Source organism: Psychrobacillus sp. FSL K6-4046, assembly GCF_038624605.1.
Taxonomy (GTDB): domain Bacteria; phylum Bacillota; class Bacilli; order Bacillales_A; family Planococcaceae; genus Psychrobacillus.
Map to the genome: position 1 here is coordinate 2,499,769 of NZ_CP152020.1, position 24,412 is coordinate 2,524,180.

Annotated in this window: 20 protein-coding genes; all 20 read right to left on the reverse strand. The window is 37.8% G+C overall.

From position 1 onward, the window contains the following. Positions 1-114: 114 nt before the first annotated feature. Complete coding sequence (locus MKY09_RS12430; protein WP_251552879.1) at positions 115-1,782, reverse strand: ribonuclease J; 1,668 nt, start codon at positions 1,780-1,782, stop codon at positions 115-117. Between the two features lie 115 nt (positions 1,783-1,897). Then, positions 1,898-2,779: a 4-hydroxy-tetrahydrodipicolinate synthase gene (gene dapA / locus MKY09_RS12435; RefSeq protein WP_342566787.1), complete on the reverse strand. Its 882-nt coding sequence runs from the start codon at positions 2,777-2,779 to the stop codon at positions 1,898-1,900. A 505-nt stretch (positions 2,780-3,284) separates the two neighbouring features. Further along, on the reverse strand, positions 3,285-4,322 hold the full coding sequence (locus MKY09_RS12440; protein WP_342566788.1) for an aspartate-semialdehyde dehydrogenase: 1,038 nt from the start codon (positions 4,320-4,322) through the stop codon (positions 3,285-3,287). Positions 4,323-4,402: 80 nt separating this feature from the next. After that, the gene (locus tag MKY09_RS12445; RefSeq protein ID WP_169358640.1) at positions 4,403-4,990 is read right to left on the reverse strand and encodes a dipicolinate synthase subunit B; all 588 of its coding nucleotides are present in this window, start codon (positions 4,988-4,990) and stop codon (positions 4,403-4,405) included. A gap of 13 nt (positions 4,991-5,003) precedes the next feature. Continuing rightward, positions 5,004-5,786: an NAD(P)-dependent oxidoreductase gene (locus tag MKY09_RS12450; protein ID WP_169358639.1), complete on the reverse strand. Its 783-nt coding sequence runs from the start codon at positions 5,784-5,786 to the stop codon at positions 5,004-5,006. Further along, positions 5,783-6,055 carry a YlmC/YmxH family sporulation protein gene (locus MKY09_RS12455; RefSeq protein ID WP_169358638.1) on the reverse strand — a complete coding sequence of 91 codons (273 nt, stop codon included), beginning with the start codon at positions 6,053-6,055 and terminating at the stop codon, positions 5,783-5,785. Before MKY09_RS12455 ends, MKY09_RS12450 begins: the two co-directional genes overlap by 4 nt. Positions 6,056-6,494: 439 nt before the next feature. Beyond that, on the reverse strand, positions 6,495-7,724 hold the full coding sequence (locus MKY09_RS12460) for a pitrilysin family protein (protein WP_169358637.1): 1,230 nt from the start codon (positions 7,722-7,724) through the stop codon (positions 6,495-6,497). Positions 7,725-7,953: 229 nt separating this feature from the next. Continuing rightward, positions 7,954-10,071, reverse strand: a complete 2,118-nt coding sequence (gene pnp, locus MKY09_RS12465; protein WP_169358636.1) for a polyribonucleotide nucleotidyltransferase — start codon at positions 10,069-10,071, stop codon at positions 7,954-7,956. A 338-nt stretch (positions 10,072-10,409) separates the two neighbouring features. Then, positions 10,410-10,679 carry a 30S ribosomal protein S15 gene (rpsO, locus tag MKY09_RS12470; protein ID WP_169358635.1) on the reverse strand — a complete coding sequence of 90 codons (270 nt, stop codon included), beginning with the start codon at positions 10,677-10,679 and terminating at the stop codon, positions 10,410-10,412. 190 nt (positions 10,680-10,869) lie between these two features. Then, a complete protein-coding gene (gene ribF, locus MKY09_RS12475) occupies positions 10,870-11,814 on the reverse strand; it encodes a riboflavin biosynthesis protein RibF (RefSeq protein ID WP_342566789.1) in 945 nt (314 codons plus the stop codon). 1 nt (position 11,815) lies between these two features. Further along, a complete protein-coding gene (gene truB, locus MKY09_RS12480; RefSeq protein ID WP_342568243.1) occupies positions 11,816-12,736 on the reverse strand; it encodes a tRNA pseudouridine(55) synthase TruB in 921 nt (306 codons plus the stop codon). A gap of 73 nt (positions 12,737-12,809) precedes the next feature. After that, complete coding sequence (gene rbfA, locus MKY09_RS12485; RefSeq protein WP_298472615.1) at positions 12,810-13,157, reverse strand: 30S ribosome-binding factor RbfA; 348 nt, start codon at positions 13,155-13,157, stop codon at positions 12,810-12,812. A gap of 21 nt (positions 13,158-13,178) precedes the next feature. Next, a complete protein-coding gene (locus MKY09_RS12490; protein WP_251552888.1) occupies positions 13,179-13,457 on the reverse strand; it encodes a DUF503 family protein in 279 nt (92 codons plus the stop codon). Next, the gene (gene infB, locus MKY09_RS12495; protein ID WP_169358631.1) at positions 13,457-15,886 is read right to left on the reverse strand and encodes a translation initiation factor IF-2; all 2,430 of its coding nucleotides are present in this window, start codon (positions 15,884-15,886) and stop codon (positions 13,457-13,459) included. Before infB ends, MKY09_RS12490 begins: the two co-directional genes overlap by 1 nt. A 4-nt stretch (positions 15,887-15,890) precedes the next feature. Beyond that, positions 15,891-16,211, reverse strand: coding sequence for a YlxQ family RNA-binding protein (locus MKY09_RS12500; protein ID WP_169358630.1), 321 nt, complete (start codon positions 16,209-16,211; stop codon positions 15,891-15,893). Then, on the reverse strand, positions 16,208-16,486 hold the full coding sequence (locus tag MKY09_RS12505) for a YlxR family protein (RefSeq protein ID WP_251552889.1): 279 nt from the start codon (positions 16,484-16,486) through the stop codon (positions 16,208-16,210). The genes MKY09_RS12500 and MKY09_RS12505 overlap by 4 nt, the downstream gene beginning before the upstream one ends. Positions 16,487-16,506: 20 nt before the next feature. Further along, on the reverse strand, positions 16,507-17,637 hold the full coding sequence (nusA, locus tag MKY09_RS12510; RefSeq protein ID WP_169358628.1) for a transcription termination factor NusA: 1,131 nt from the start codon (positions 17,635-17,637) through the stop codon (positions 16,507-16,509). A gap of 22 nt (positions 17,638-17,659) precedes the next feature. Continuing rightward, positions 17,660-18,139, reverse strand: coding sequence for a ribosome maturation factor RimP (gene rimP, locus MKY09_RS12515; RefSeq protein ID WP_169358627.1), 480 nt, complete (start codon positions 18,137-18,139; stop codon positions 17,660-17,662). A gap of 135 nt (positions 18,140-18,274) precedes the next feature. After that, positions 18,275-22,594, reverse strand: a complete 4,320-nt coding sequence (locus MKY09_RS12520; RefSeq protein WP_342568244.1) for a PolC-type DNA polymerase III — start codon at positions 22,592-22,594, stop codon at positions 18,275-18,277. Between the two features lie 523 nt (positions 22,595-23,117). Beyond that, complete coding sequence (gene rseP, locus MKY09_RS12525) at positions 23,118-24,377, reverse strand: RIP metalloprotease RseP (RefSeq protein WP_342566790.1); 1,260 nt, start codon at positions 24,375-24,377, stop codon at positions 23,118-23,120. Positions 24,378-24,412 lie beyond the last annotated feature (35 nt).

Here is a 24,412-nt window from a genome sequence, read left to right on the forward strand (position 1 = left end):
TGCTTTGCATTAAGTATTCTCTATTAGGATGTCCCTAACAGGTAAAATATAACAGCTTAAAAAGATAAAAAAGATTTCCTTCCACTGGGGAAAGGAAATCCTGATTTTTAGATATCAATATTCCATGATAATTGGAATAATCATCGGACGTCTCTTCGTTTGTTGGAATAAATATGAATTTAGCGTATCACGGATTTCTTGTTTAATGTTTGTCCATTCAAACGTTTCTTTATTCACATATTTTTCAACAATTGTTCTTACTAGTTTAGCTGACTCGTCCATCAACTCTTCTGATTCTCTTACATATACAAACCCTCTAGAAAGAATCTCAGGCCCTGATGCTATTTTCTTTTGTGCACGGTTAAGTGTAATTACTACAATGAATATTCCATCTTGAGATAATAGCTTACGATCTCTTAAAACAATATTCCCTACGTCTCCTACACCAATGCCATCGATCAGGACGTTACCTGCTTGTACTCTTCCACTCATTCTTATCTTCCCATTTTTGTATTCCACGATGTCGCCTTTATCAGCAATAAAGATTTCTGACTTAGACATCCCGATATCTTGGGCTAACTTAGAGTGAGCAATAAGCATACGATATTCCCCTTGAATTGGGATAAAGTATTTAGGCTTTGTTAAGTTTAACATCATTTTTAAATCTTCTTGACTTCCATGCCCTGATACATGGACATTTTTACTGGAAGTCAACACTTTGGCACCAGCCTTGGCAATCAGGTTCATCGTATTAAATACGCCAACCTCCATACCTGGTGATGGTGTAAATGTTATTAATACGGTATCTGTATCTTTAATCTTAATATCTTTATGATGCTTACGTACCATTTTCTCTAAAGCTTCTAAAGGTTCTCCTTGATTACCAGATACAATGATTACTATTTGTTCATCATTATACTTAGAGATTTCCTTTATAGGTATGATTGTGTCCTCTGCAACCGTAAAGTAACCTAGGTCTAACCCTATAGCAAAGATATTTTCCAAGCTTTTACCTGCAATAGCTACTTTTTTTCCTGTTTCCGTTGCTTTGTCTAGCACTTGTTGAATTCTTATAAAGTTGGATGCATATAAAGATACTAGAATACGACCTTTAGCAGCGTGGAATGTTTCAGATAATTGGTTTTCGATTACTGCCTCTGATGTTGTGTGTCCGGGTCTTTCTGCTTCTGTTGAATCAGACATTAATATAAATACGCCTTCTTCACCCAGGCCAGCCATTTTAGCAATATCAGGACGGTACTTCCCTCTAGCAGACTGATCAAATTTAAATTCACCAGTATGCACAATTGCACCTTCAGATGTATGGAATACGATACCTAAAGAGTCTGGAATACTGTGTGTGGTATGAAAGAAAGTTACGTGTGTGTTTTGGAAGTTCATACGACTTTTGTTTGTAACTTCAAAGTACTTTATTTGTTGTTTAACTGGCATAGCCTTTACATGCGTTTTTGCTAAAGCAATCGTCAGCTTAGATCCATATACAGGCGCCTGAATCTTTTGCAGTAAGTAAGCAATAGAACCAATTGCGTCTTCATGTCCATGCGTCAAAAATATTCCTTTAACACGATCCTTGTTTTCTTCTAAATACGTAATATCTGGAATAACTATATCGATTCCTAACATTTCGTTTTCTGGGAACATAAGTCCACTATCTACTATAAATATTTCATCGTCTATTTCTACTACGTACATTGCTTTTCCTATTTCACCAACTCCGCCGAGCGGTATAATACGTATAAGTTCATTTTTAGCTTTTACCAATTCTTTTCCTCCTAATTGTTAACCCGACCAACATCCACTATTTTTTATTATATCGGACGTCACCGTTTCACACAAATAAAAAAAGCTGAAGTTAGAACTCCAGCTTCTCATATCATTATTTCGTTTCCAAAAATTTATCCCAAACACGATCATAATCTAGCTTCTCTTCCTCGTTCATCTCAACTAAAGGAAGTCTCAAGGAGCCAACCTCTACGCCAATTTTAGAAAGTGCATATTTTACAACTACAGGATTCGGATGTTGAAATAATGCCTTTATGACTGGCAAGATTTGTTGATGGATTTTAGCAGCTTTAGCATGTTCCCCTTGGTGAAACAGCTGTATCATTTCCTGCATTTCGTTACCAATAACATGAGAAGCGACTGAAATAATTCCTTTCCCCCCAATTGAAAGTAAAGGTAAGGTTAAGCCGTCGTCCCCGCTGTACACAAGGAAATCCTCATTTGTTCCAGCTAAGATTTTGGTCATCTGATCCAGGCTGCCGCTAGCTTCTTTTACAATTTGAATGGATGGTATCTTACTAAGGGAAATAATTGACTCTGGCTCCAAATTGACTACTGATCGCCCAGGGATATTATAAACAACAATAGGAAGCGTAGTAGCTGAAGCAATAGCCTCAAAATGGGCAATCATTCCTCGTTGATTAGGCTTATTGTAATAAGGAGTCACTATCATCAAAGCATCTACTCCGAGCGATTCCGCCTTTTGCGAAAGCTCAATGGATGCAGCTGTATTATTGCTACCAGTACCAGCAATGATTGGTACTCTTTTATTAACCTTTTCCACTACAAATTGTATAAGTTCTAATTTCTCATTTGTTGATAATGTCGGAGATTCTCCAGTCGTACCACTAACTACAAGAGAATCAGTTCCATTCGAAAGCAAGTGCTCAATAAGTATTTCAGTATTATGATAGTCAATAGAACCGTCTGAACTAAACGGTGTAACCATTGCTGTAGAAACATTTCCTATATTCATTCAACCACACCTCTTATTTAATTCTCTATATTTAATAGAAAAGCGCAGGCGCCTATGTCTGCCCCGACAGGCAAATGGGGAAATGCGAGGAGGCAGTTCCTCAGCCACCGCAGTATTTTCCCATTTGATCCCGAGGGGCAAGGCGCCGGAGCTAGACAATAAGAAAAGCGCAGGCGCCTATGTTTGCCCCGACAGGCAAATGGGGAAATGCGAGGAGGCAGTTCCTCAGCCACCGCAAACGTTTTAGTTTGCGACGAGCAGCTTATATCCATTTGACCTGTGGAGCAAGGCTGCTAGCGCTTTTCCAAATGAATAGAGAAAAAACTCTCTCTAAAAATCTAAATATATTTAATGGAGTATATTTTATCATTATTAAAGGCAAGCGGTGCCACAAGTAGGGATAAGAGAAAGCTTAACACCACAACCACTTGGAAGTGATGGGTGGTTCCTTATCGATCCCCCCACAAACAAGCGACCTCTTAGATAAGCTAAAAACTATTCTTGCTTACAATATTTTCTCTTCAATTAATGCTTCAGCAATTTGAATGGAGTTTAGAGCAGCACCTTTTAATAGGTTGTCAGAAACAATCCACATATGGAAACCATACTGATTAGAAGGATCTTTTCTAATACGTCCAACGAAAACTGCATCTTCATCTTCTGAGAAATAAGGCATCGGGTATTGTTGCTCATTCGGATTATCTTGAAGAACAATTCCCTCTGCTTCAGATAACAATTGTTTAATATCAGAAACGGATACGTTCTCTTTATCTACCTCTATATACACCGATTCAGAGTGTCCTGTTACAACAGGCACCCTTACACAGGTAGCGGCAATCGAAAGTTCCGGAAGAGACATAATTTTTTTTGTTTCATTCATCATTTTGTGCTCTTCAAATGTAAAACCATCTTCATTAAAGACATCAATTTGAGGAATTACGTTACCTGCAATTGGATAATGCTTCTCCGCACTTTTTACAGGTAAAACTTCAGGATTTGGTTGTCTTTCTATTATTCTCTCACTTTGAGCTGTCAATTCTTGAATAGCTGCAGCCCCAGCTCCTGATACTGCTTGATAAGTCGAAACGATGACCTTTGATAGCCCATAATGCTTACGAATTGGTTCTAATGCAACAACCATCTGAATAGTAGAACAATTAGGATTAGCAATAATCCCTTGTTGCTCATTTAAAGCATATTTATTCACTTCTGGTACTACTAGCGGAACATCCGGATCCATTCGAAATGCGCTCGTATTATCTATTACTATAGCGCCTCTCTTACTAGCTTCCTTAGCCAATGCTTTTGAAATAGAGCCCCCCGCAGAAAAAAATGCTATATCAACACCTTCGAAAGCTTCTGGTGTAGCTTCTTCTATTGTATAAATTTTCCCGTCAATATCAATCTGTTTTCCTGCAGACTTTTTGGAAGCTAATAACTTCAAGGTAGAAAAAGGAAAGCTTCTCTTAACTAGTTGCTCTATAATTTTTTGACCTACAGCACCTGTAGCTCCTACAATAGCTGTTGTATAATTTTTTGACATGCAAAGCTCTCCTCTCAAAAATCAAAACATATTGGCGATATTGTATCATAAATTAAATAATAATACACTATTTTTAATATTTATAATTGATAGGCAATGAGTAAAGGCTGAATTTGCTTTGCATTTATTGCGTGTTCAACAGTAGGTACAATCTTTGTGAAATCTGCAATTAAAGAATTAGGTTTTTTATATGGATTGTCTTGACCAAAGGGGATAAAATAAATATTTTTTGTAGTGAGCAGCTTCATAATATTCGTTCCATTTAAGCCTAATGCATCGTTTGTGGATATACCTAGCACCACAGGCTTACCATTACGCAAGGTGGCCTTTGCAGCCATTAATACAGGTGAGTCTGTTTGTGCATTAGCTAACTTACTTATGGAGTTACCCGTCATTGGTGCAATAACCATACAGTCTAGTGGATTAGTAGGACCAAAAGGCTCTGCCTCTACTATCTTGGAAACTACCTTATTGCCACTAGCTGCCTCTATTTTTTCTACCCACTCTTCTCCTGTACCGAAACGAGTAGCAGCTGTTAAAACTGAAAAAGTGATGATTGGCACAACTGTCGCACCAACATCCGTAAATTGCTTAATCATTGGTATCACTTCCTCATACGTACAATGAGAAGCGGTGATTCCTAGACCAATACGTAGACCTTCTAACACTATTTTTCCTCCTCTAAAAAGCAAGATGCTTCAAAACAGACCTGGCAAGTAATTGTCCTGCATCTTGCGGAAAGTACATACCTGGCAAGCTGGTGGAGAGACTGTAATTCAGAGGGATGTTATTTTCGTTATCCAAGAGACAGCCCGGATTGGAGGCGAGGTCAAAAACTCGATTGAAAGAGGCTGCATTTTCATTCTTTAACCACTTGGTAGGGATTGTATTAACCAGATAGGCGTCCTTACCTTGCTGGTCCAAAACATTATCAAGGGTTACTATTTGATAGCCAGAGCTTTTAGCTTCGTAAAGTTGAAGCTCCGATCTAACAGAGATAATAACTTCGGCTCCCAAATGATGCAAAGCAAGTGCTAATCTTTTACCTACCCTTCCGTATCCGGTAATGATGAATTTTTTGTTATAAATTGCTTGTTTTTCATATAAGTAAAAATAATTGATAAAGCCCTCAGCAGTGAGGTTGGCATTTTCCCAAATCCATTCTTCGTCCTCTAAATAATAAAAGGGCTGAATAGTATCTTTTTTAGATTCCCTATCAATGCTTTCGTTTGTTTTACCTATAAAAAGGGTTTGACAACTGGGAGGCAATTCCAAGGAGCAATCTGTTTGGATTGGTTGAATCGGTAAAAAAATAACCTCTGGTTCATATGCAAAAATAGTTTCTCTGAGTTCTGTATCCCATGTCATCGTTGGATACAATTGAGTATCTAAATAGTCAGACACAGATTGTTGCAAAAAATTTAAGCGTGGGTCTGTTCCGATAATTGCAATTTTTTTCTTCATGGGTATACACTTGTTTCTATCGAAGAGTCAGTTTCATTGAACAAAATTCGATCTTTACCAATAAGAATTATTTCTTCCCAGGATATAAACTCTTTTCTCCTAGGAGCTTTATTGGATTGAAAAAAAGATGAAGATTTTTGATATAATTCAAACCCAAGTATTTTACCCGTTTGTGGATTAAATAATAATTCAGTGTCTGCCAGCCTTCCATATCTCGATCCATCTTTCACTTGAATAAGCTCTTTTTCTGCAAGTTCCGAAAGTAACAATCTGTCCCCTCCTCATTTAATCTCTACTTATGTATATGCCATCTTTAAAACAAAGTGAATTAAAAACCCATTAAAATAATGGGCTCCTAGCGTAACTACAGGAGAGGATATGAATAAATCTTAAATCAGAGAGTAGAGTTGATTTTTCGCACCAGCCGGACGCTTTCCTCGGGGTGAGCGATAAGCCATCACCCATCCCATAGGAGTCGCCGTCTGGCGCTCCAATCAATAAATGGAACAGCTTTAGCATCGATCGCTAAAAAATTTACTCGCATAAATAACCTGAATAACTGTCACCAACCCCAATTTCATAACTATTTATGTTCTTAATAGCCATTTGAAAGTTCCTGTGTTTATGTCTACAGTCACTATAAAAAATTGTTAATCTAAACAACCAATAACTTTAACAAAGCTTTTAAAAAAATAAAAAAGACGTCGATTAACACTCGACGTCTTTAGGCATAATTACAGAAATAGCAGGCTTATGAGAGAATATTTCTTTTGTAAGGTCCATTACGGACTCCAAAGTAACTTCATCAATTGAATCGCTTACTTCATCTAATGAGCGATGCTTGCCATATAATAATTCATTTTTACCGTTTCTGTTCATTCTAGAGTTTGAGCTTTCCAGTCCTAACAAAAGGTTTCCTTTAAGCTGTTCTTTAGCGTTTGAAACTTCTGTCTCCGTAAAGCCGTGCTCCAAGACAGTTTGAATCGTTTCATTAATAGAGCTCTTTAATTCTTCTAATTGATTGCAAGAGGTTCCGCCATAAATGGCAACAACTCCCGTATCTTCATATGACGAATGATATGAGTAAATAGAATAGGCTAGCCCTTTTTCTTCTCGAATTTCTTGGAAAAGTCTTGAGGACATGCTTCCACCAAGTATATTATTCAACACTACAAGACTGTATATATTGTCCGCCTTCACACTAAGCCCAGGATAAGCTAAACATAAGTGGGCTTGCTCTGTATCTTTATGGCTTTCCGTATACACAGGTTTAATAACAGGTGTGCTAAATTGTGCCACCTCTAAGATTGGTTGCTTAAAATCACCAAACAATGACTCTATATAGCCTAATAGATCCTCAGAAATGTTTCCTGCTACTGAAATTACAATATTTTTCGGTGTGTAGTGTTTTTCCATATAAGATATGATGGATTCCCTTGTAAATGTATTTAATGTATCTTCGGTTCCTAATATAGGAGCACCTAAAGGATCATTTGGGAACATAGCCTGCCATAGATACTCATGTACGATATCATCAGGGGTATCTTCTACCATTTTGATTTCCTCTAATACTACTTGTCGTTCTTTATCTAATTCGATTGGATCGAATGTGGAGTTAAAAAACATATCTGAAAGTATTTCAACAGCATATTTTGCATGGTGATCGAGAACCTTTGCATAGTAGCAAGTATTTTCTTTTGAAGTAAAGGCGTTAATATTTCCACCAATTCGATCGAACTCTTCAGCGATTTGTCTTGCTGTTCTAGTATTAGTGCCTTTAAATAACATATGCTCAATAAAATGAGTTAACCCATTTTCCTCTGGCAATTCATACCTTGAACCAGCCTGAACCCATATGCCTACTGCAACAGATCGCACATGTGGAATATGCTCATGCACTATACGCAACCCATTCTTACACGTTTTCTTCTTTATCAATATAGCACCTCTATCTAATCTATTCATTTATTTTTTATTTGTAGCCCAAGCAGCCTTGCCCCTCGGGGTCAAATGGTTAAAAGCTCCGGTGGCTGAGGAACTGCCTCCTCGCTTTTCCCCATTTGCCTGTCGGGGCAGAGACAGGCGGTTGCGCTTTTCTTTAGTTATTTAAAAAAGTTGCCGTAGATTGGATCTACGGACAACCTTTTGTTTACGTATATTTTAATTATTAGTTATCTTGTTGTTCTGCGCGTTCTTTTTCTTCTTTAATTACTACTTTACGAGATAAGTTAACGCGGCCTTGGTTGTCGATTTCAATAACTTTTACTAAAAGCTCGTCGCCAAGTTTCAGAACGTCTTCTACGTTTTTCGTACGTTCTTCTTGAATTTCAGAGATATGAAGCAAGCCATCTTTACCGTTGAAGATTTCAACAAATGCACCGAATTTTTCAATACGTTTCACTTTTCCTAAGTAGTATTCTCCTACTTTAGCTACACGCACGATGTCTTCAATAATTTGTTTTGCACGAGCAATCATTTCTTCATCTGCTGAAGCGATATAAATTGTACCATCTTGCTCTGTATCAATTTTTACGCCAGTTTCATCAATGATTTTGTTAATTTGTTTACCACCCGGTCCGATAACATCACGGATTTTATCTGGATTAATTTTAATAACTGTAATTTTTGGTGCATATTTAGATAAGCTTTGGCGTGGCTCACCAATAGTAGCAAGCATACTTTCTAAAATTTGCATACGTCCAATTTTAGCTTGCTCAAGAGCTTCCTCTAAAATGGTTTTAGATAATCCGTCTATTTTGATATCCATTTGAAGTGCTGTAATCCCTTTAGAAGTACCTGCTACTTTAAAGTCCATATCCCCAAGGTGATCTTCCATTCCTTGAATATCAGTTAGGATTGTGTAATGCTCTCCTTTTTTAACAAGTCCCATTGCTATACCAGCAACTGGAGCTTTAAGTGGAACACCTGCATCCATCATAGCAAGGGTAGAAGCACAAATACTTGCTTGTGAAGTAGAACCATTTGATTCTAACACCTCAGCAACTAAGCGAAGTGTATATGGGAAATCATTTTCGTCTGGAATAACTGCTTCTAATGCACGTTCACCTAAGGCACCATGACCAATTTCACGACGACCAGGAGCACGGATTGGACCAGTTTCACCCACACTGAATTGTGGGAAATTATAATGGTGCATAAAGCGTTTAGATTCCTCTAAGCCAATACCATCAATAATTTGCACATCACCAAGCGGTCCTAATGTACAAATACTCAAAGCTTGAGTTTGTCCACGTGTGAATAGACCAGAACCATGCGTACGAGGTAAAACGCCTACTTCAGAAGATAATGGACGAATTTCAGCTACACCACGACCATCTGGACGTACTTTTTCTTCTGTGATCAAGCGACGCACTTCTTCTTTAACCATAGCATCCAGAATTTCACGCACTTGTTTCAACGTTTCATCTGTTGCTTCTTTTTCTTTATATTGCTCTAACACTTCATTTTTCACTTCAGATATTGCATCTTCACGAGCATGCTTTTCTTGTACTTGGATAGCTTGTACTAGCTTAGCTTCGCATAGTTCTTTAATTTCACCAAAAAGTTCTTTATCTAGTTCAAATAAAGGTATGTCTTTTTTCTCTTTACCGATTTCTGCAACAATTTTTTCTTGGAATTCAATCAATTTTACGATTTCACTATGTCCAAACATAATTGCTTCTAAAACGACTTCCTCAGAAACTTCTTTAGCTCCTGCTTCTACCATGTTAATCGCATCTTTTGTTCCAGCTACAGTTAAATCTAAAATACTCTTTTCCATTTGGTCTACCGTTGGGTTAATGATGAACTCATCCCCTATTAGGCCTACCTGAACACCTGCAATCGGTCCATCAAACGGAATGTCGGATACACTTAGTGCTAAAGAAGAACCTAGCATTGCAGCCATCTCAGAAGAACAGTTTTGGTCTACTGACATAACAATAGAGATTACCTGAACTTCATTACGGAAGCCATCCGGGAATAATGGGCGAATTGGACGGTCGATTAAACGGCTTGTTAAAATCGCTCTTTCAGAAGGACGACCTTCACGCTTAATAAATCCACCAGGAATTTTACCAACGGCATATAATTTCTCTTCATAGTTCACTGTTAATGGAAAGAAATCTAAATTCTTTGGTTGTTTAGATGCAGTCGCTACGGATAATACGCTAGTATCACCATATCTTACTAGAACTGCCCCATTCGCTTGTTTTGCAAGTTGTCCAATTTCTACTTGCAATGGACGGCCTGCCCATTCGTGTGTAAATACTTTCTTTTCACTCATTAATCTGGACTCCTCTCAACTTCAAAAAACTTCTTTTTAATTAGCTATAATAAATTTTTCGACAATCCTAAGAAAGATTCCTTCTCATTAGAAGTGCACACTTTCATAAATCATCTACTATTTCTATACAACTTGAAATATAACGCAGTCTAATGTTTAGCGCGCTATAGTGGTTATATGTATCATAAGTAGTGTATCAAAAATATCGGAACTATGCGAAATATTTTACTAAAAAAACAGAAATTACTTGCTAATACTAATATATAATATTTTCCCTAATATATTAAAATTTATACCAATAGAAAAAGCGGGATAAATCCCGCTTTCCTAGGTGTATCTTATCGACGTAAACCAAGTTTTGCGATTAGTTCACGGTAACGTTGTACTTCGTTTTCACGTAAGTATTTTAATAAGTTACGACGACGTCCAACCATTTTGAATAGACCACGACGTGAGTGATGATCTTTCTTATGTGTACGTAAATGTTCGTTTAAAGAGTTAATCTCTTCTGTAAGGATTGCGATTTGAATATCTGCAGATCCTGTATCGCTTTCGTGAGTTCTGTACTCAGCGATTAGTTCGTTTTTGCGTTCTTGTGTAATTGCCATGTAGGTTTCCTCCTAATATTCTTAATATCCCCTGTTCCTGAGCAATCGTTGGAGAATCGAAAAAGCCAAGGAAAGGTTAAGTACATTTTGTACTTATAAAGAATAGCATAATCTGTTACGTGAAGCAACTTTTATAGACGCTTCTTCTCCAAATATAGTAGCAGTTTGTCTGAAGCAATTGGTTCAAAAATTATAATTTGAAGTAATCAATAGCAACTTGCTTATCCTTGCCGATTTGTTCTTTAAGCTCTACAATTCCACTGAATTTTTGCTCAGCACGTATGCGCTTGTACCAATGGACTGCCACTTCTTCACCATAAATAGATTGGTCAAAGTTAATGATATGTACTTCAATAGACAATTTTTTTTCATCCGGATTATTGAATGTAGGCTTATATCCTACATTACACACTCCCTCATACCATTGCTCCTGCACACGTATCTTCACTGCGTAAACACCTATAGCCGGTATAAACTGACCTTCTTTTGGTTGAATATTAGCAGTAGGGAAATCAATCGTTCTTCCGCGCTTATCACCATGTACCACTACGCCTGTAAGCATAAATGGGCGACCTAAAAGTTCTTTTGCGTCTTCCACATTACCTTCTTTAAGTGCTCCACGTATTCTGGTAGAACTAATTTTATCGCCTTCCATTTCTTGTTTACCTACTACAGAAACAGAGTAGTCTCCAGCAGAAAGATCCGCCATATCCTTCATTGTCCCTTTACCAAAAGCACCAAAAGAAAAATCAAAGCCAGCTGTAACATGCTTTACATTAGCTCGTTTAATGAAAGATTCTATAAATTCAACTGGGGTTAGCTTTGCAAAGTCAGATGTAAATCTCACTACAAACAGTGTATCTACGTTCATTTGTTCCAGAATATCAATTTTCTGCTCCAAGGGAGTTATATAAAATACCTGTTCCTTCCTTCCACCTAAAACAAGAGAAGGATGTGGATCAAATGTCATTACAGCTGTTTTTAGATTCATTTCATTCCCTTTGTCCAAGGCTTCTTGAATGACAGCTCGATGACCTAAATGAACACCATCAAAAAAGCCGATTGCTAGGGAAAATTCTTCATTGTTCTTCATGTTATATAAATGGTTTGGATAAGATAAATGATAAACGTTCATATTATACTCCTTTTTCTGATGAAAACATTTTTTCTGGTTTCATCATACCATTTTTTGTTGGATGTTTAATATAAACTGCAACTGGTTGCCCTTCCTCTGTAAAAACAACTTTGTCATTGGTATTGAGGAGAGGATGTAACTCTAAGACGGCTCCATTCGCAATCCATTTCTTTAACGACTCATCCATTTCTTCAGATGGCCATTTAGCGAGTGCATGCTTAATAGGTAATATATTGTTATCCAATACACCCTCTTCCAAAGCTTCTTGTACCTCTTGAAGGGTTAAACAATGTGACTTAGTAAAGTTCCCTGATGCTGTACGAACAAGTGAAGACATATGTGCAGGATAACCTAAAAGTTCACCTATTTGTACTGCAAGTGTACGTATATATGTACCTTTACTGCAACCAATTTCTATTTGAAAGGAAATTTCTTGACCTGAAAAAAGATCATCTTCATCTAAAAGATTTAAATAATGTATAGTCACCTGTCTACTAGGTCGCTCTACCTCTTTACCTTCGCGGGCATATTCATATAACTTTTTACCATTCACTTTAACCGCAGAATACATTGGAGGAGTTTGAGTAATCTGTCCAGTCAGCTGTTGAAGGACACTTTTTATTTGATCAATAGAGAATTGTTTTTCACTTGAATCTACCTTTACTACGTCACCATCTGCATCCTCAGTAGTTGTAGATGATCCTATCGTTACAGTAGCTACATAGGTTTTTCCTTCATTCATTATATACTCGGATACTTTAGTAGCTTGACCAAGACAAATTGGCAATACACCTTCTACACTTGGATCTAATGTTCCTGTATGGCCAATCCGTTTCATCTTCAATATTTTGCGTAATTTAAAAACGCAGTCATGTGAGGTCATTCCTTTTTCTTTCCATAAAGGCAATATTCCTTCATACATCATGCTCACCCCATTTTTCAAAAATACACGAAAGAAGTCTGCTCAATTTAAGCAGACTTCTTTGTATTATGTGTTATTCCTCATTTGAAGATTGGTTAATCTGTCTTAATAGATTATCGATACGATTTCCATATGCTGCAGATTCATCAAACTCAAATAATAATTCTGGCGTTACACGTAATCTAATACGCTGTCCTATTTCCGAACGTATGAAGCCTTTAGCTTTTTCTAAAGCTCTTAAGGTATCGTTACGGTCTCCATCTAGTACGGTAATATAAATAGTCGCTTGTTGTAGGTCTCCTGTAACTGCTACATCTGTAACTGTTACAAATCCTATACGAGGATCCTTTAATTTACGTCCTATGATTTCACCTAACTCTTTTTTCATTTGTTCGGCAACTCGGTTCGCACGCATTGACATAATTGCTACACCTCATTTTCATCATAAATATTCTTTGTTGATTTCAATACATTCCCATTCAGGGTTAGATTCTAAAAACCTAATGGCCATCACTAGCTCGCGTTCGACCGCACGCTTGTCAGAAGCAATGGCAACTATTCCAACTTTGGTACGTTGCCACACATCCTGGTGATCTAACTCTGAAACAGAAACATTAAATTTTTGTTTGGTTCTAGTGAGCATACGTTGTAAAACTGCTCTTTTTTCTTTCAATGAATGTGCAGTAGGAATAAGAAATTCACACTCTGCATAGACAATCATTAGCGTTTAATTTCTTCCATAATGTAAGCTTCGATAATATCGTTTTCTTTTACATCATTAAAGTTTTTAATCGTTATCCCACACTCGTAGCCTTTTGCAACTTCTTTTGCATCGTCTTTAAAGCGTTTTAACGTATCTAATTCACCTTCAAAAATAACGATACCATCACGAATTACTCGCACTCCGCTATCACGTGTAATTTTACCTTCTGTTACATAGGATCCTGCGATAGTTCCTACTTTAGAAACTTTAAAGGTTTCACGAATCTCTGCTTGACCAATGATTTTCTCTTGGAATTCTGGATCCAATAGGCCTGTCATTGCAGCTTCGATTTCTTCAATTACTTTGTAGATAATACGGTGAAGACGAATATCAACACCCTCTTGTTCTGCTGCACGTTTAGCATTTGTATCTGGACGAACGTTAAATCCAATTACAATTGCATTGGAAGCAGCTGCAAGACTAATGTCTGATTCAGTAATTGCTCCTGCACCCGTGTGGATAATACGTACATTTACACCCTCAACTTCGATTTTCATAAGTGAAGCTGCCATCGCTTCCACAGTACCTTGAACGTCTGCTTTAACAATTAGGTTAAGTTCTTTCATTTCACCTTGTTTCATTTGATCAAACAAGTTATCTAATGTTACTCGTGATTTTTCAGAGCGTTGGCTCACTTGAGCATGAGAAGCACGCGTTTCCCCTACTTGACGAGCAGTTTTTTCATCTTCAAATACAACGAAACGGTCTCCTGCTTGTGGTACTTCGTTTAATCCTGTAATTTCCACAGGAGTAGAAGGACCTGCCTCTTTCACACGACGACCTAAATCATTGACCATTGCACGAACACGCCCAAAAGCATGCCCTACTACAATTGGATCTCCAACTTTTAATGTACCATCTTGAACTAATAACGTTGCAACAGAACCTCTACCTTTGTCTAATTGAGCTTCAATTACTGTTCCTAAAGCAAGACGTTTTGGGTTAGCTTTAAGCTCAGCAACCTCAGAAACAAGTAGAACCATTTCAAGTAGGTTGTCGATACCATCACCTTTTAAAGCAGAAATTGGTACGAAGATTGTGTCTCCACCCCATGCTTCTGGTACTAAACCGTGCTCTGTAAGCTCTTGCATTACGCGATCAGGATTAGCAGATGGTTTATCCATTTTGTTAACTGCTACGATAATTGGAACTTCAGCTGCTTTTGCATGGTTAATAGCTTCTACTGTTTGAGGCATTACACCATCATCAGCTGCTACTACTAAAATGGTCAAATCAGTTATTTTCGCTCCACGTGCGCGCATCGTTGTAAATGCAGCATGTCCTGGAGTATCTAAGAAAGTAATCTTTTTGCCATTGTCTACCACTTGGTATGCACCGATATGCTGAGTGATACCGCCGGCTTCTCCAGCAGTTACTTTTGTGTGTCTAATTGAATCTAGAAGAGTTGTTTTACCATGGTCAACGTGTCCCATGATTGTAACTACTGGTGGGCGTTCACCCATGTTAGCAGCATCTTCTTCAACAGGAGCTTCGAAATGAACTTCTAAATCGGTAATATCGATTTTAATTTCTTCTTCCACTTCTACACCGTAGTCTGCACAAATAAGTTCAATAGCATCCTTATCAAGTTCCTGGTTAATTGTTGCCATTACACCAAGTAAGAACAATTTTTTAATGATTTCTGCAGGCTCACGACCTAATTTTTTCGCTAGCTCTGTAACTGTAAGAGATTCCGTAAAGGTAATTCTTTCTGGAAGTTCTCTTTCTTTTCTAGGAACTGGTGGTTGAACAGGTGTAGTTGGTCCTTTTCTACGCTTGTTGAATCGGCCACCTGGTCTGTTTTGTCCACCTGGTCTGTTTTGGTTTTGGCCACCTGGACGATTTTGTCCACCTGGCTTGTTATTATTAGTAAAGGTTTTCTTTGGTTGATTGTTTGAACCTTGAGTATTAGAACCTTGAGTATTTGACTGACTTCCTGGTCTTTGCTGAGATTGACCAGCATTTGATGGACGTGATTGCCCTTGTGATGATGGTCTAGATTGATTTTGGTTATTTGGTCTTTGTTGACCTTGGGAAGCTGGTCTAGATTGGTTCTGATTACTTGGTCTTTGCTGTCCTTGTTGACCTTGTGAAGACGGTCTAGACTGGTTTTGGTTATTTGGTCTTTGCTGTCCTTGTGAAGCTGGTCTAGACTGGTTCTGATTACTTGGTCTTTGTCCTTGGTTAGCAGGTTTAGACTGTTGTGAATTAGAGTTGTTTCCAGCTCCACCTTTTTTATAAATGCCGTCTAATTTACTAACAGCATCTCCTTCAAGCGTAGACATATGATTCGTTACTGTTATATTCAACTTTCCTAGTTGCTCTATAACTTCTTTACTCGATTTATTAATTTGTTTCGCGTATTCATGAACTCTGATTTTAGTCATTAGCTCACCCCCGGTTATATTCGTTGAGAAGGCCGGACAGTTTTTTAGCGAAACCGTCATCCATAATGGCTATTGCCACTCTGGCCTCTTTTCCCGTCGCATGTCCGAGATCGTGCCGGTCTCCAAAGACATGCAGCTCAACGTTAAAAGATGCACATTTATCATTCAATTTTTTAGCAGTATTATGTGAAGCATCGTTAGCTAATATAACTAGCTTTGCTTTCTTACTTCTAATTTCTTTTACGACTAACTCTTCACCAGAAATCGTTTTTCTAGCTCTAGTGGCGAGTCCTAATAGTTGCGTAATTTGTTGTTCTATATTCATTTCAATTTTTCTCTTTCAATCATGACGATTAACTCGTCATATATTTCATTTGGAATGCTCGCTTCTAAATGATTACCTAAAGAATTCTTTTTCTTCGCTTGGTTAACAGCTTCTACGGTTTTAGAGACGTACGCACCACGACCAGATTTTTTTCCTGTCGGGTCCACGCTAACCTCGCCTTCCTTAGAACGAACTACTCGAATCATTTCTTTTTTAGGAAACATTTCTCCAGTAGCAACACATTTTCGTAATGGGATTTTTTTTTGAGTGGCCATACTAAATCAGCCTCCTATTCTTACTCTTCGTCTTTGTAAAAATCAAAATCATCCATATCATTTTCTAATTCTTCTACAATTAGCTGCGGAGAATTCTCGTTAGGATAAATTCCTAGCTCTCTAGCATCAGTTTCACTTTTAATATCAATTTTCCAGCCAGTTAGCTTAGCTGCAAGTCTTGCATTTTGGCCTCTTTTACCAATAGCTAGGGATAATTGATAATCTGGTACTACTACAGTAGTGGATTTTTCTTCTTCATTTACTTGAACATCTAAAACTTTCGAAGGACTAAGTGCATTTGCAACGAAAACAATAGGATCTTCTGACCATTCAACAATGTCAATTTTTTCTCCACTTAGTTCGTTTACAATCGTTTGAACACGAGCACCTTTCGCACCTACACATGAGCCAACCGGATCAATTTCTTCGTTATGTGCAAAAACAGATATTTTTGAACGATCTCCAGCTTCACGAGCGATAGATTTAATCTCTACAATACCTTCGAAAATTTCAGGTACTTCCATTTCAAATAAGCGACGAAGTAATCCTGGATGTGTTCTTGAAACAAACACCTGTGGTCCACGAGTTGTTCGTTCAACCTTTGTAATATACACTTTGATACGATCATGGGGACGATATGTTTCAGTTGGAATTTGTTCGTTTACTGGTAAAACAGCTTCCACTTTCCCTAATCCTACATATATATTACGCGCATCTAGTCGTTCAACGATACCATTTACTATATCATCTTCACGATCAACATACTCTTCGTATATTAATCCTCGTTCAGCCTCACGAACTCTTTGCGTTACAACTTGTTTCGCTGTTTGTGCAGCAATGCGACCGAAATTACGTGGAGTAACCTCTTCTTCCACTACATCTCCAATTGCATAATGTGGATTAATAGCTTGTGCATCCTCTAAAGAGATCTCTAAACGACCATCTCCTACTTCTTCCACTACATCTTTTCTTGAATAAACGATCATCGAACCATTCGCTAAGTTAATATCGACGCGAACATTCTGAGCTTGATTGAAATTTCTTTTATAAGCCGTAACTAAAGCAGCCTCGATTGCCTCGATTAATACATCTCTTGAAATCCCTTTTTGTTTCTCTAGCGCTGTTAACGCATCTAATAACTCACTACTCACAGCCACCACTCCTCAATATACATTATGCAGAGAAATCGATTGCTAAACGAGCTAGCGCAATTTTCTCTTTTTCAATTTGAATTTTTACTCTTCTTGTTTTGATGCGAATTTCTATTAAAGCGCCTTCTTCTGCAGTATAAGAAAGTAATGTTCCTTCAAACTCTTTTGCACCATTAATCTGCTCATAAGTTTTAATAAAAACATATTTCCCTACAGCTGCAATAAAATCAGCTTCTTTTTTCAATGGACGCTCTGCCCCTGGAGAGGAAACTTCTAAAAAGTAATTTTCCTTAATAGGATCTTCTTCATCCAGCTTTTCGCTTAGTTTGTTGCTTACTTGTGCACATTGCTCAATATCGATTCCACCAGTTGGTGTATCGACATACACACGTAAAAACCAATCGCGACCTTCTTTTACATATTCAATATCAACGAGCTCTAAGTTCATTTCTTGTAAAATCGGTAAAACAAGCTCTTCCATTTTACTAGTTATATTACTCATAAAGGCCTCCTTACAAAACCGTGATTTTCTATATAACAACAGAAAAGAGCGGGAAATCCCACTCTTTCGTCACAGAACTATGAAACATTGGTAGATTTATCTTACCATACCATAGGTTTGTTTGCAAATTAGTGACTAAAACAACGAAAGCTGATTTGCTTCAGGAAGCCCTTCTAGGCAACCCATTGCATCTAAATAATCAATGATTGTTTTGGATACTTTTCCTCTTTGCTGTAAATCCTCTTTAGAGAGAAATTCACCATTTTTGCGAGCATTAACAATTTGAACTGCTACATTTGTCCCTAACCCTGGTACTGCATCAAAAGGTGGTATTAATGTATTACCTTCTATAGTAAACTCATGCGCCTTGGATTTATAAAGATCAATCTTTTGCATCTTAATTCCACGCTCTGACATTTCTAGGGAAAGCTCTAGCACAGTAGCTAAACTTTTTTCTTTGTTAGATGCTTCTAACCCCTTAGCATTAATCTCATCTAACTTAGCTCTTATCGTATGAGAGCCATTTACAATAGAGATCAAATCAAAGTCTGACGCTCGTACTGTAAAATATGCCGCATAATATAGTATTGGGAAATGAACTTTAAAATATGCAATACGAACAGCCATTAAAACATAGGCAGAGGCATGCGCTTTTGGGAACATGTATTTAATCTTTTTACACGATTCAATATACCAGTTGGCTACGCCTTTCGATTTCATCTCTGCTTCAAACTCAGGTGTTAAACCTTTCCCTTTACGCACAGACTCCATAATTTTAAAAGCAAGTGATGGCTCAAGTCCCTGATAAATCAAATAGACCATAATGTCGTCACGACAACCGATAACATCAGAAAGCTGACAGGTGCCTGCTTGTATAAGCTCTTGAGCATTGCCTAACCAAACATCCGTCCCATGGGACAGCCCGGAAATCTGAACAAGCTCGGAAAAAGTAGATGGCTTTGTTTCTTCAAGCATTTGTCTAACGAAACGGGTCCCAAATTCCGGGATACCAAGGGTTCCAGTTTTACAATCGATTTGTTCTGCTGTAACACCAAGTGACTCTGGCCCACTAAATATTTTCATCACTTCAGGATCATCTGTTGGAATTGTCTTAGGATCAATTCCAGATAAATCTTGGAGCATACGAATGACCGTTGGATCATCGTGACCTAATATATCCAGCTTAAGTAGATTATCGTGAATGGAATGGAAGTCAAAGTGTGTTGTTTTCCATTCAGAATCTTGAGCATCTGCTGGGAACTGGATTGGTGAAAAATCATAAATATCCATATAGTCAGGTACAACAATAATACCGCCGGGATGTTGCCCTGTAGTTCGTTTTACTCCTGTACATCCTTGTACGAGGCGATCGATTTCAGCTCCACGTAAATTTATATTGTTATCATTCATGTAGCCTCTGACGTACCCATAAGCAGTTTTCTCTGCAACAGTTCCTATCGTTCCCGCTCTAAAAACATATTCTTCCCCAAAAAGTTCCTTCGTATAATTATGTGCGATTGGTTGATATTCTCCACTAAAGTTTAAGTCGATATCTGGTACCTTATCGCCTTTAAATCCTAAGAATGTTTCGAATGGAATATCTTGTCCTTCTTTTACATAAGGTGTATCACATTTTTCACAGTTGGCATTTGGTAAATCGAATCCAGAGCCGACTGAGCCGTCTTGGAAGAACACCGAATGCTTACAGTTTGGGCAGACATAATGAGGAGGCATAGGATTGACCTCTGTTATATCCATTAATGTTGCTACAAGGGACGAGCCTACAGAACCACGAGAACCAACTAAGTAACCATCATCTAAAGATTTCTTTACTAGCTTATGAGAGATCAGATAGATAACGGCAAAGCCATGTCCGATAATTGAGGTAAGTTCTTTTTCTATACGAGCTTCCACAATCTCAGGTATATTCTCTCCATAAATTTCTCTTGCTTTGGTATAGGTCAGTTCTCTAACCTCTTCATCCGCACCTTCAATTTTTGGAGTATATAAATCGTCTTTAATCGGTTTTATGTCTTCGATTGAGTCCGCAATTTTATTAGGGTTTGTTATAACTATCTCTTTTGCTAGCTCTTCCCCTAAGAAGGAGAAGGCATCAAGCATTTCATTTGTCGTTCTAAAATGTACTTTAGGAAGCTCATGCCTATTAAGCGGGTTTGCCCCCCCTTGTGAATTGACAAGGATTTTTCGGAACATTGCATCATTCTCATGTAAATAATGTACGTTACCTGTCGCTACTACTGGTTTTCCCAGCTTTTTCCCTACTTTAATTAATTTACGAATAATATCTTCTAGATTCCACTCATCTCTTACTAGTTCCATTTCTATTAAATGAGCATAAACTTCTTTCGGATGAACCTCCAGATAATCATAGAAACTCGCAATCTCCTCAACCTTTTCTAACGGCTTTTGCATGAGTCCCTCAAATACCTCACCTCTATCGCAGCCAGAGCCAATGATCAATCCAGCTCTATGCTTTTGTAGTACTGAACGCTTAATACGTGGAACTCGATAGAAAGTTGTTGTATGTGACAAGGACACTAGCTTAAATAGATTTTTAAGCCCCTCATCATTAACAGCTAAAATTGTGCAGTGAGATGGTCTAGCTCTTTTGTATGAATCACCTTGGCCGATGTGCTTGTTAAAGTCATCATGATAATGAATATTCTTTTCTTCAGCTTCTTTTAGTAGGTGAAGAAGTAAATAGCCAGTTGCTTCACAGTCAAAAATTGCTCGGTGGGCCTGTGTTAATTCAATATTAAACTTTTTGGCTAGAGTACCTAGTTTATGTGTTTTCATCTCTGGATGTAAAAACCTAGCCAGCTCTAACGTATCAATTACTGGATGATCAAAGTGATCAATGCCACACTTTCTATACCCCTCGTATAAAAAGCCCATATCAAACGATGCGTTATGGGCAACAATTATGCCGTCTCCAATAAACTCATGAAAATCCCGTATAACGTCTTCTATTTCTGGTGCATTGCGAACCATATCATCTGTGATACCTGTAAGCTCAATTGTTGTAGCTGATAAAGCATGATGTGGATTCGCAAATCTTTCAAACTTATCTATAATATTGCCATTTTGCATTTTAACTGCAGCAAGCTCAATGATTTTGTCATATGTGGCGGATAAACCGGTTGTTTCTACGTCAAAAACTATATAAATTGCATCCTCAAGTGGGATATGCTGCTCGTCATAAGCTATTGGAACACCGTCATGAATTAGATTAGCTTCTAGTCCATATAAAATTTTAATGCCATTCTTTTTACCAGCAGCATACGCTTCCGGAAATGATTGCACATTCGCATGGTCCGTTATGGCTACTGCCTGGTGGCCCCACTTTGCTGCTTGAGAAACTAACGCCGATACAGAAGAAACCGCATCCATTTGACTCATCGGAGTGTGCATATGTAACTCGACTCTTTTTTCTTTTGCAGTATCATATCTTAGTACAGGGTTAATCTCACACATATCTTGAGCCATAATGATTAAATCACGCACAAATGTATCGTTTTGAACTGAACCTCTTACCTTTATCCACATTCCTTTTTTAAGGCGCTCCATCATTCCAGCGTCTTCTTTGTCGCGAGAGAACATTTTTACAAGAATAGAATCTGTGTAGTCAGTGACCTTAGCCGTCAATAGAGATCTACCACTTCTCAGCTCTTTCACCTCGACATCAAACACAAAGCCTTCAATCGTTACACGACGCTCTTCATCTTGTATAGAACGTATCTCCACACTTGCCTCTTCTTTTTTCAGTGGAGTACCTAGCTGGAATGGACCATCTTCGCTGGCTTCACCACTATCCTGACGAGAGTCTCTCTTTTGCATATCTTCTAAAGCCTTTTTCCCAAGTTGCTCTTCTTCCATTCTTCGTTGTTCTAAAAAAGCTACCTGTGCTTCAGCTAAAGCCTCTGTATCCTCGACTAACTTAAAATCTATCGCAAGTTTAGGAAAACCAAAGCTCTCATATACACTTGCAATTTGATCAATATATTTCTTTTTAAAAGTACGTTGTTGTAATTCTTGTCCGCATGTCAGCTGAATCATCTGACCATTCCACTCGGGCTCTTGACCAAGTAGACAATCTTTTAAAGGAGGAGCCATGTCGCTCAATTCTTTAAGTACACTTGTCCAATAAGCTTTTATGAGCGATTCTGTTACTTCTGGATGCTCACAATTGATTTCTAAATATATTGTAGCAATCCCTTGAAATTTTTCTTCTAGTCTTGATTGGAATTGGTTATAGACATCGATAGGAAGAACGGCAGCTATATTGATTTGAAAATGCCATTGTCTTTGTTTTTTATGAACTGTAAATCTTGTAATAGAAGCATTTTCGAAATGCTTAACAACAGTGTCTTCGGTCAACTCTAGCTGTTGCAACAATAGATGCATTCTCATTTTGCCATCTTGCATATTACCTATCCCCCCTTATTTTAAAAGTTATTCTATATATTTATTTTATTTGTTACGTTGAATGAGATTAATCTATAAGACATCCTATACATTAACGATTGGTATGGTACCCCAACGAAAAAGCATTTCGGGAGAGCGGAAATCAATTCTATTTCCTTTGAATTGCATTTAGATTTCATTAATTATTCTTTTTCTTAATTGGGTTACTTTTATAAAAAGTACCTTACTACTTAAACCAGATTACTTTCTCCGTGTTGATTGTAGCGGTAGGCAGCGACTCCGGCGGGATGAGTGAGACAGATAAGACATCACACCCACGCGCGTAAGCAATGGCTGATGGCTTATCGCTCACCCCGCGGAAAGCGTACGCCAAAAGCGGAATCAACTCTACTTTAAGCATATTAAACATTATTATAGATAAAACTGAACGATTAACAGAAAAAGAAAGGAAGTTCAGCTACTCGAACTCCCCCTCTTACATATTCTATCAAATCTATAAACAAAAAGATTACCCAGTATTCACCAAGTTACTCTATAGGAAGAATCTTTGTATATCATTCCAGGTAACTACTACCATCAATACCATTAGAAGCATGATTCCGACAAAATGAACCATTCCTTCCTTCTGTTTATCAATTGGTTTTCCTCTTACCGCTTCAAATAGGAAGAACAATAATCTACCGCCATCCAATGCTGGTAATGGCAACAAGTTCATAATCCCTAAATTTATACTTAACACAGCTGCCCAATGCATTAAATTAAATACACCTGATTGTGCTACCGTATCTGTCGCTTGATATATACCGACTGGCCCAGACAAGTCATCTATACTAAATGAACCAGTTATTAATGTCCCTAAGATAGTAAATATTCGTTTCGTCCATTCATAGGTTTGTTCAGCTCCAAAGGCTATTGCTCCAATTGGATTTTTCTCTAAAGGACTCGAATACATGACGCCAATTTGTGTGACTTTCCCTTCTTTGGTAGACACTTCTTTTGGAGTTATCATCAATTCTTCGGTCATACCATCTCGTTCTACGACGAAAGTCATCGGCTCGTTTGCACTTTCTCTCACAGCATTTGATAGCTGCTCCCACTCTGTAATTTGCACTCCGTCAATTTCTTTAACTAAATCCCCATTTTTCATGCCTGCCATTTCAGCTGGGCTATCATCCACTACTGACGTAATAATAGGCTCATTAGTTGGAATACCTTGTATCAGACCTAGAGCTAAAAATATAAAGAAAGCTAATATAAAGTTAAACAAAGGTCCTGCGAAAATCGTCAAGGCACGTTGTCCAACTGTTTTCGAACCAAATTGTCGATCGTAAGGGGCTATAAATGTTTCTGTATTATTCTCTATGATAACAGCGTCTCTTGCCACTTGATAACGAACTAAACGCTCTTCCTCATCATAGCCTTCAATATACATGTCCTTCATCAAATCTGATCTTTCTACTTCTAAAAAGAGCATATCAGGAAACTGTTTATTTTGGTTAAGTACGATTTGATCGATTTTGTTATCCTTGTTTACGCGAATACCTAGACGATAACCAGGCTGCAATTCAACAGAATCTAAATCTTCTCCAGCCATCCGTACGTAACCACCCATTGGTAATAAACGGATTGTGTATAGAGTTTCGCCTTTAGTCATACCAAATATTTTAGGCCCAAAGCCAATAGCAAACTCTCGAACCATTATTCCAGCTCTTTTGGCAAAAATAAAATGCCCTAGCTCATGAAAAAAAACAATACTTCCAAATATGATTATAAACGCAATGGCTGTTTCCATTATACCCCACCTTTTTCTCCTGCTTATCTTTCCTC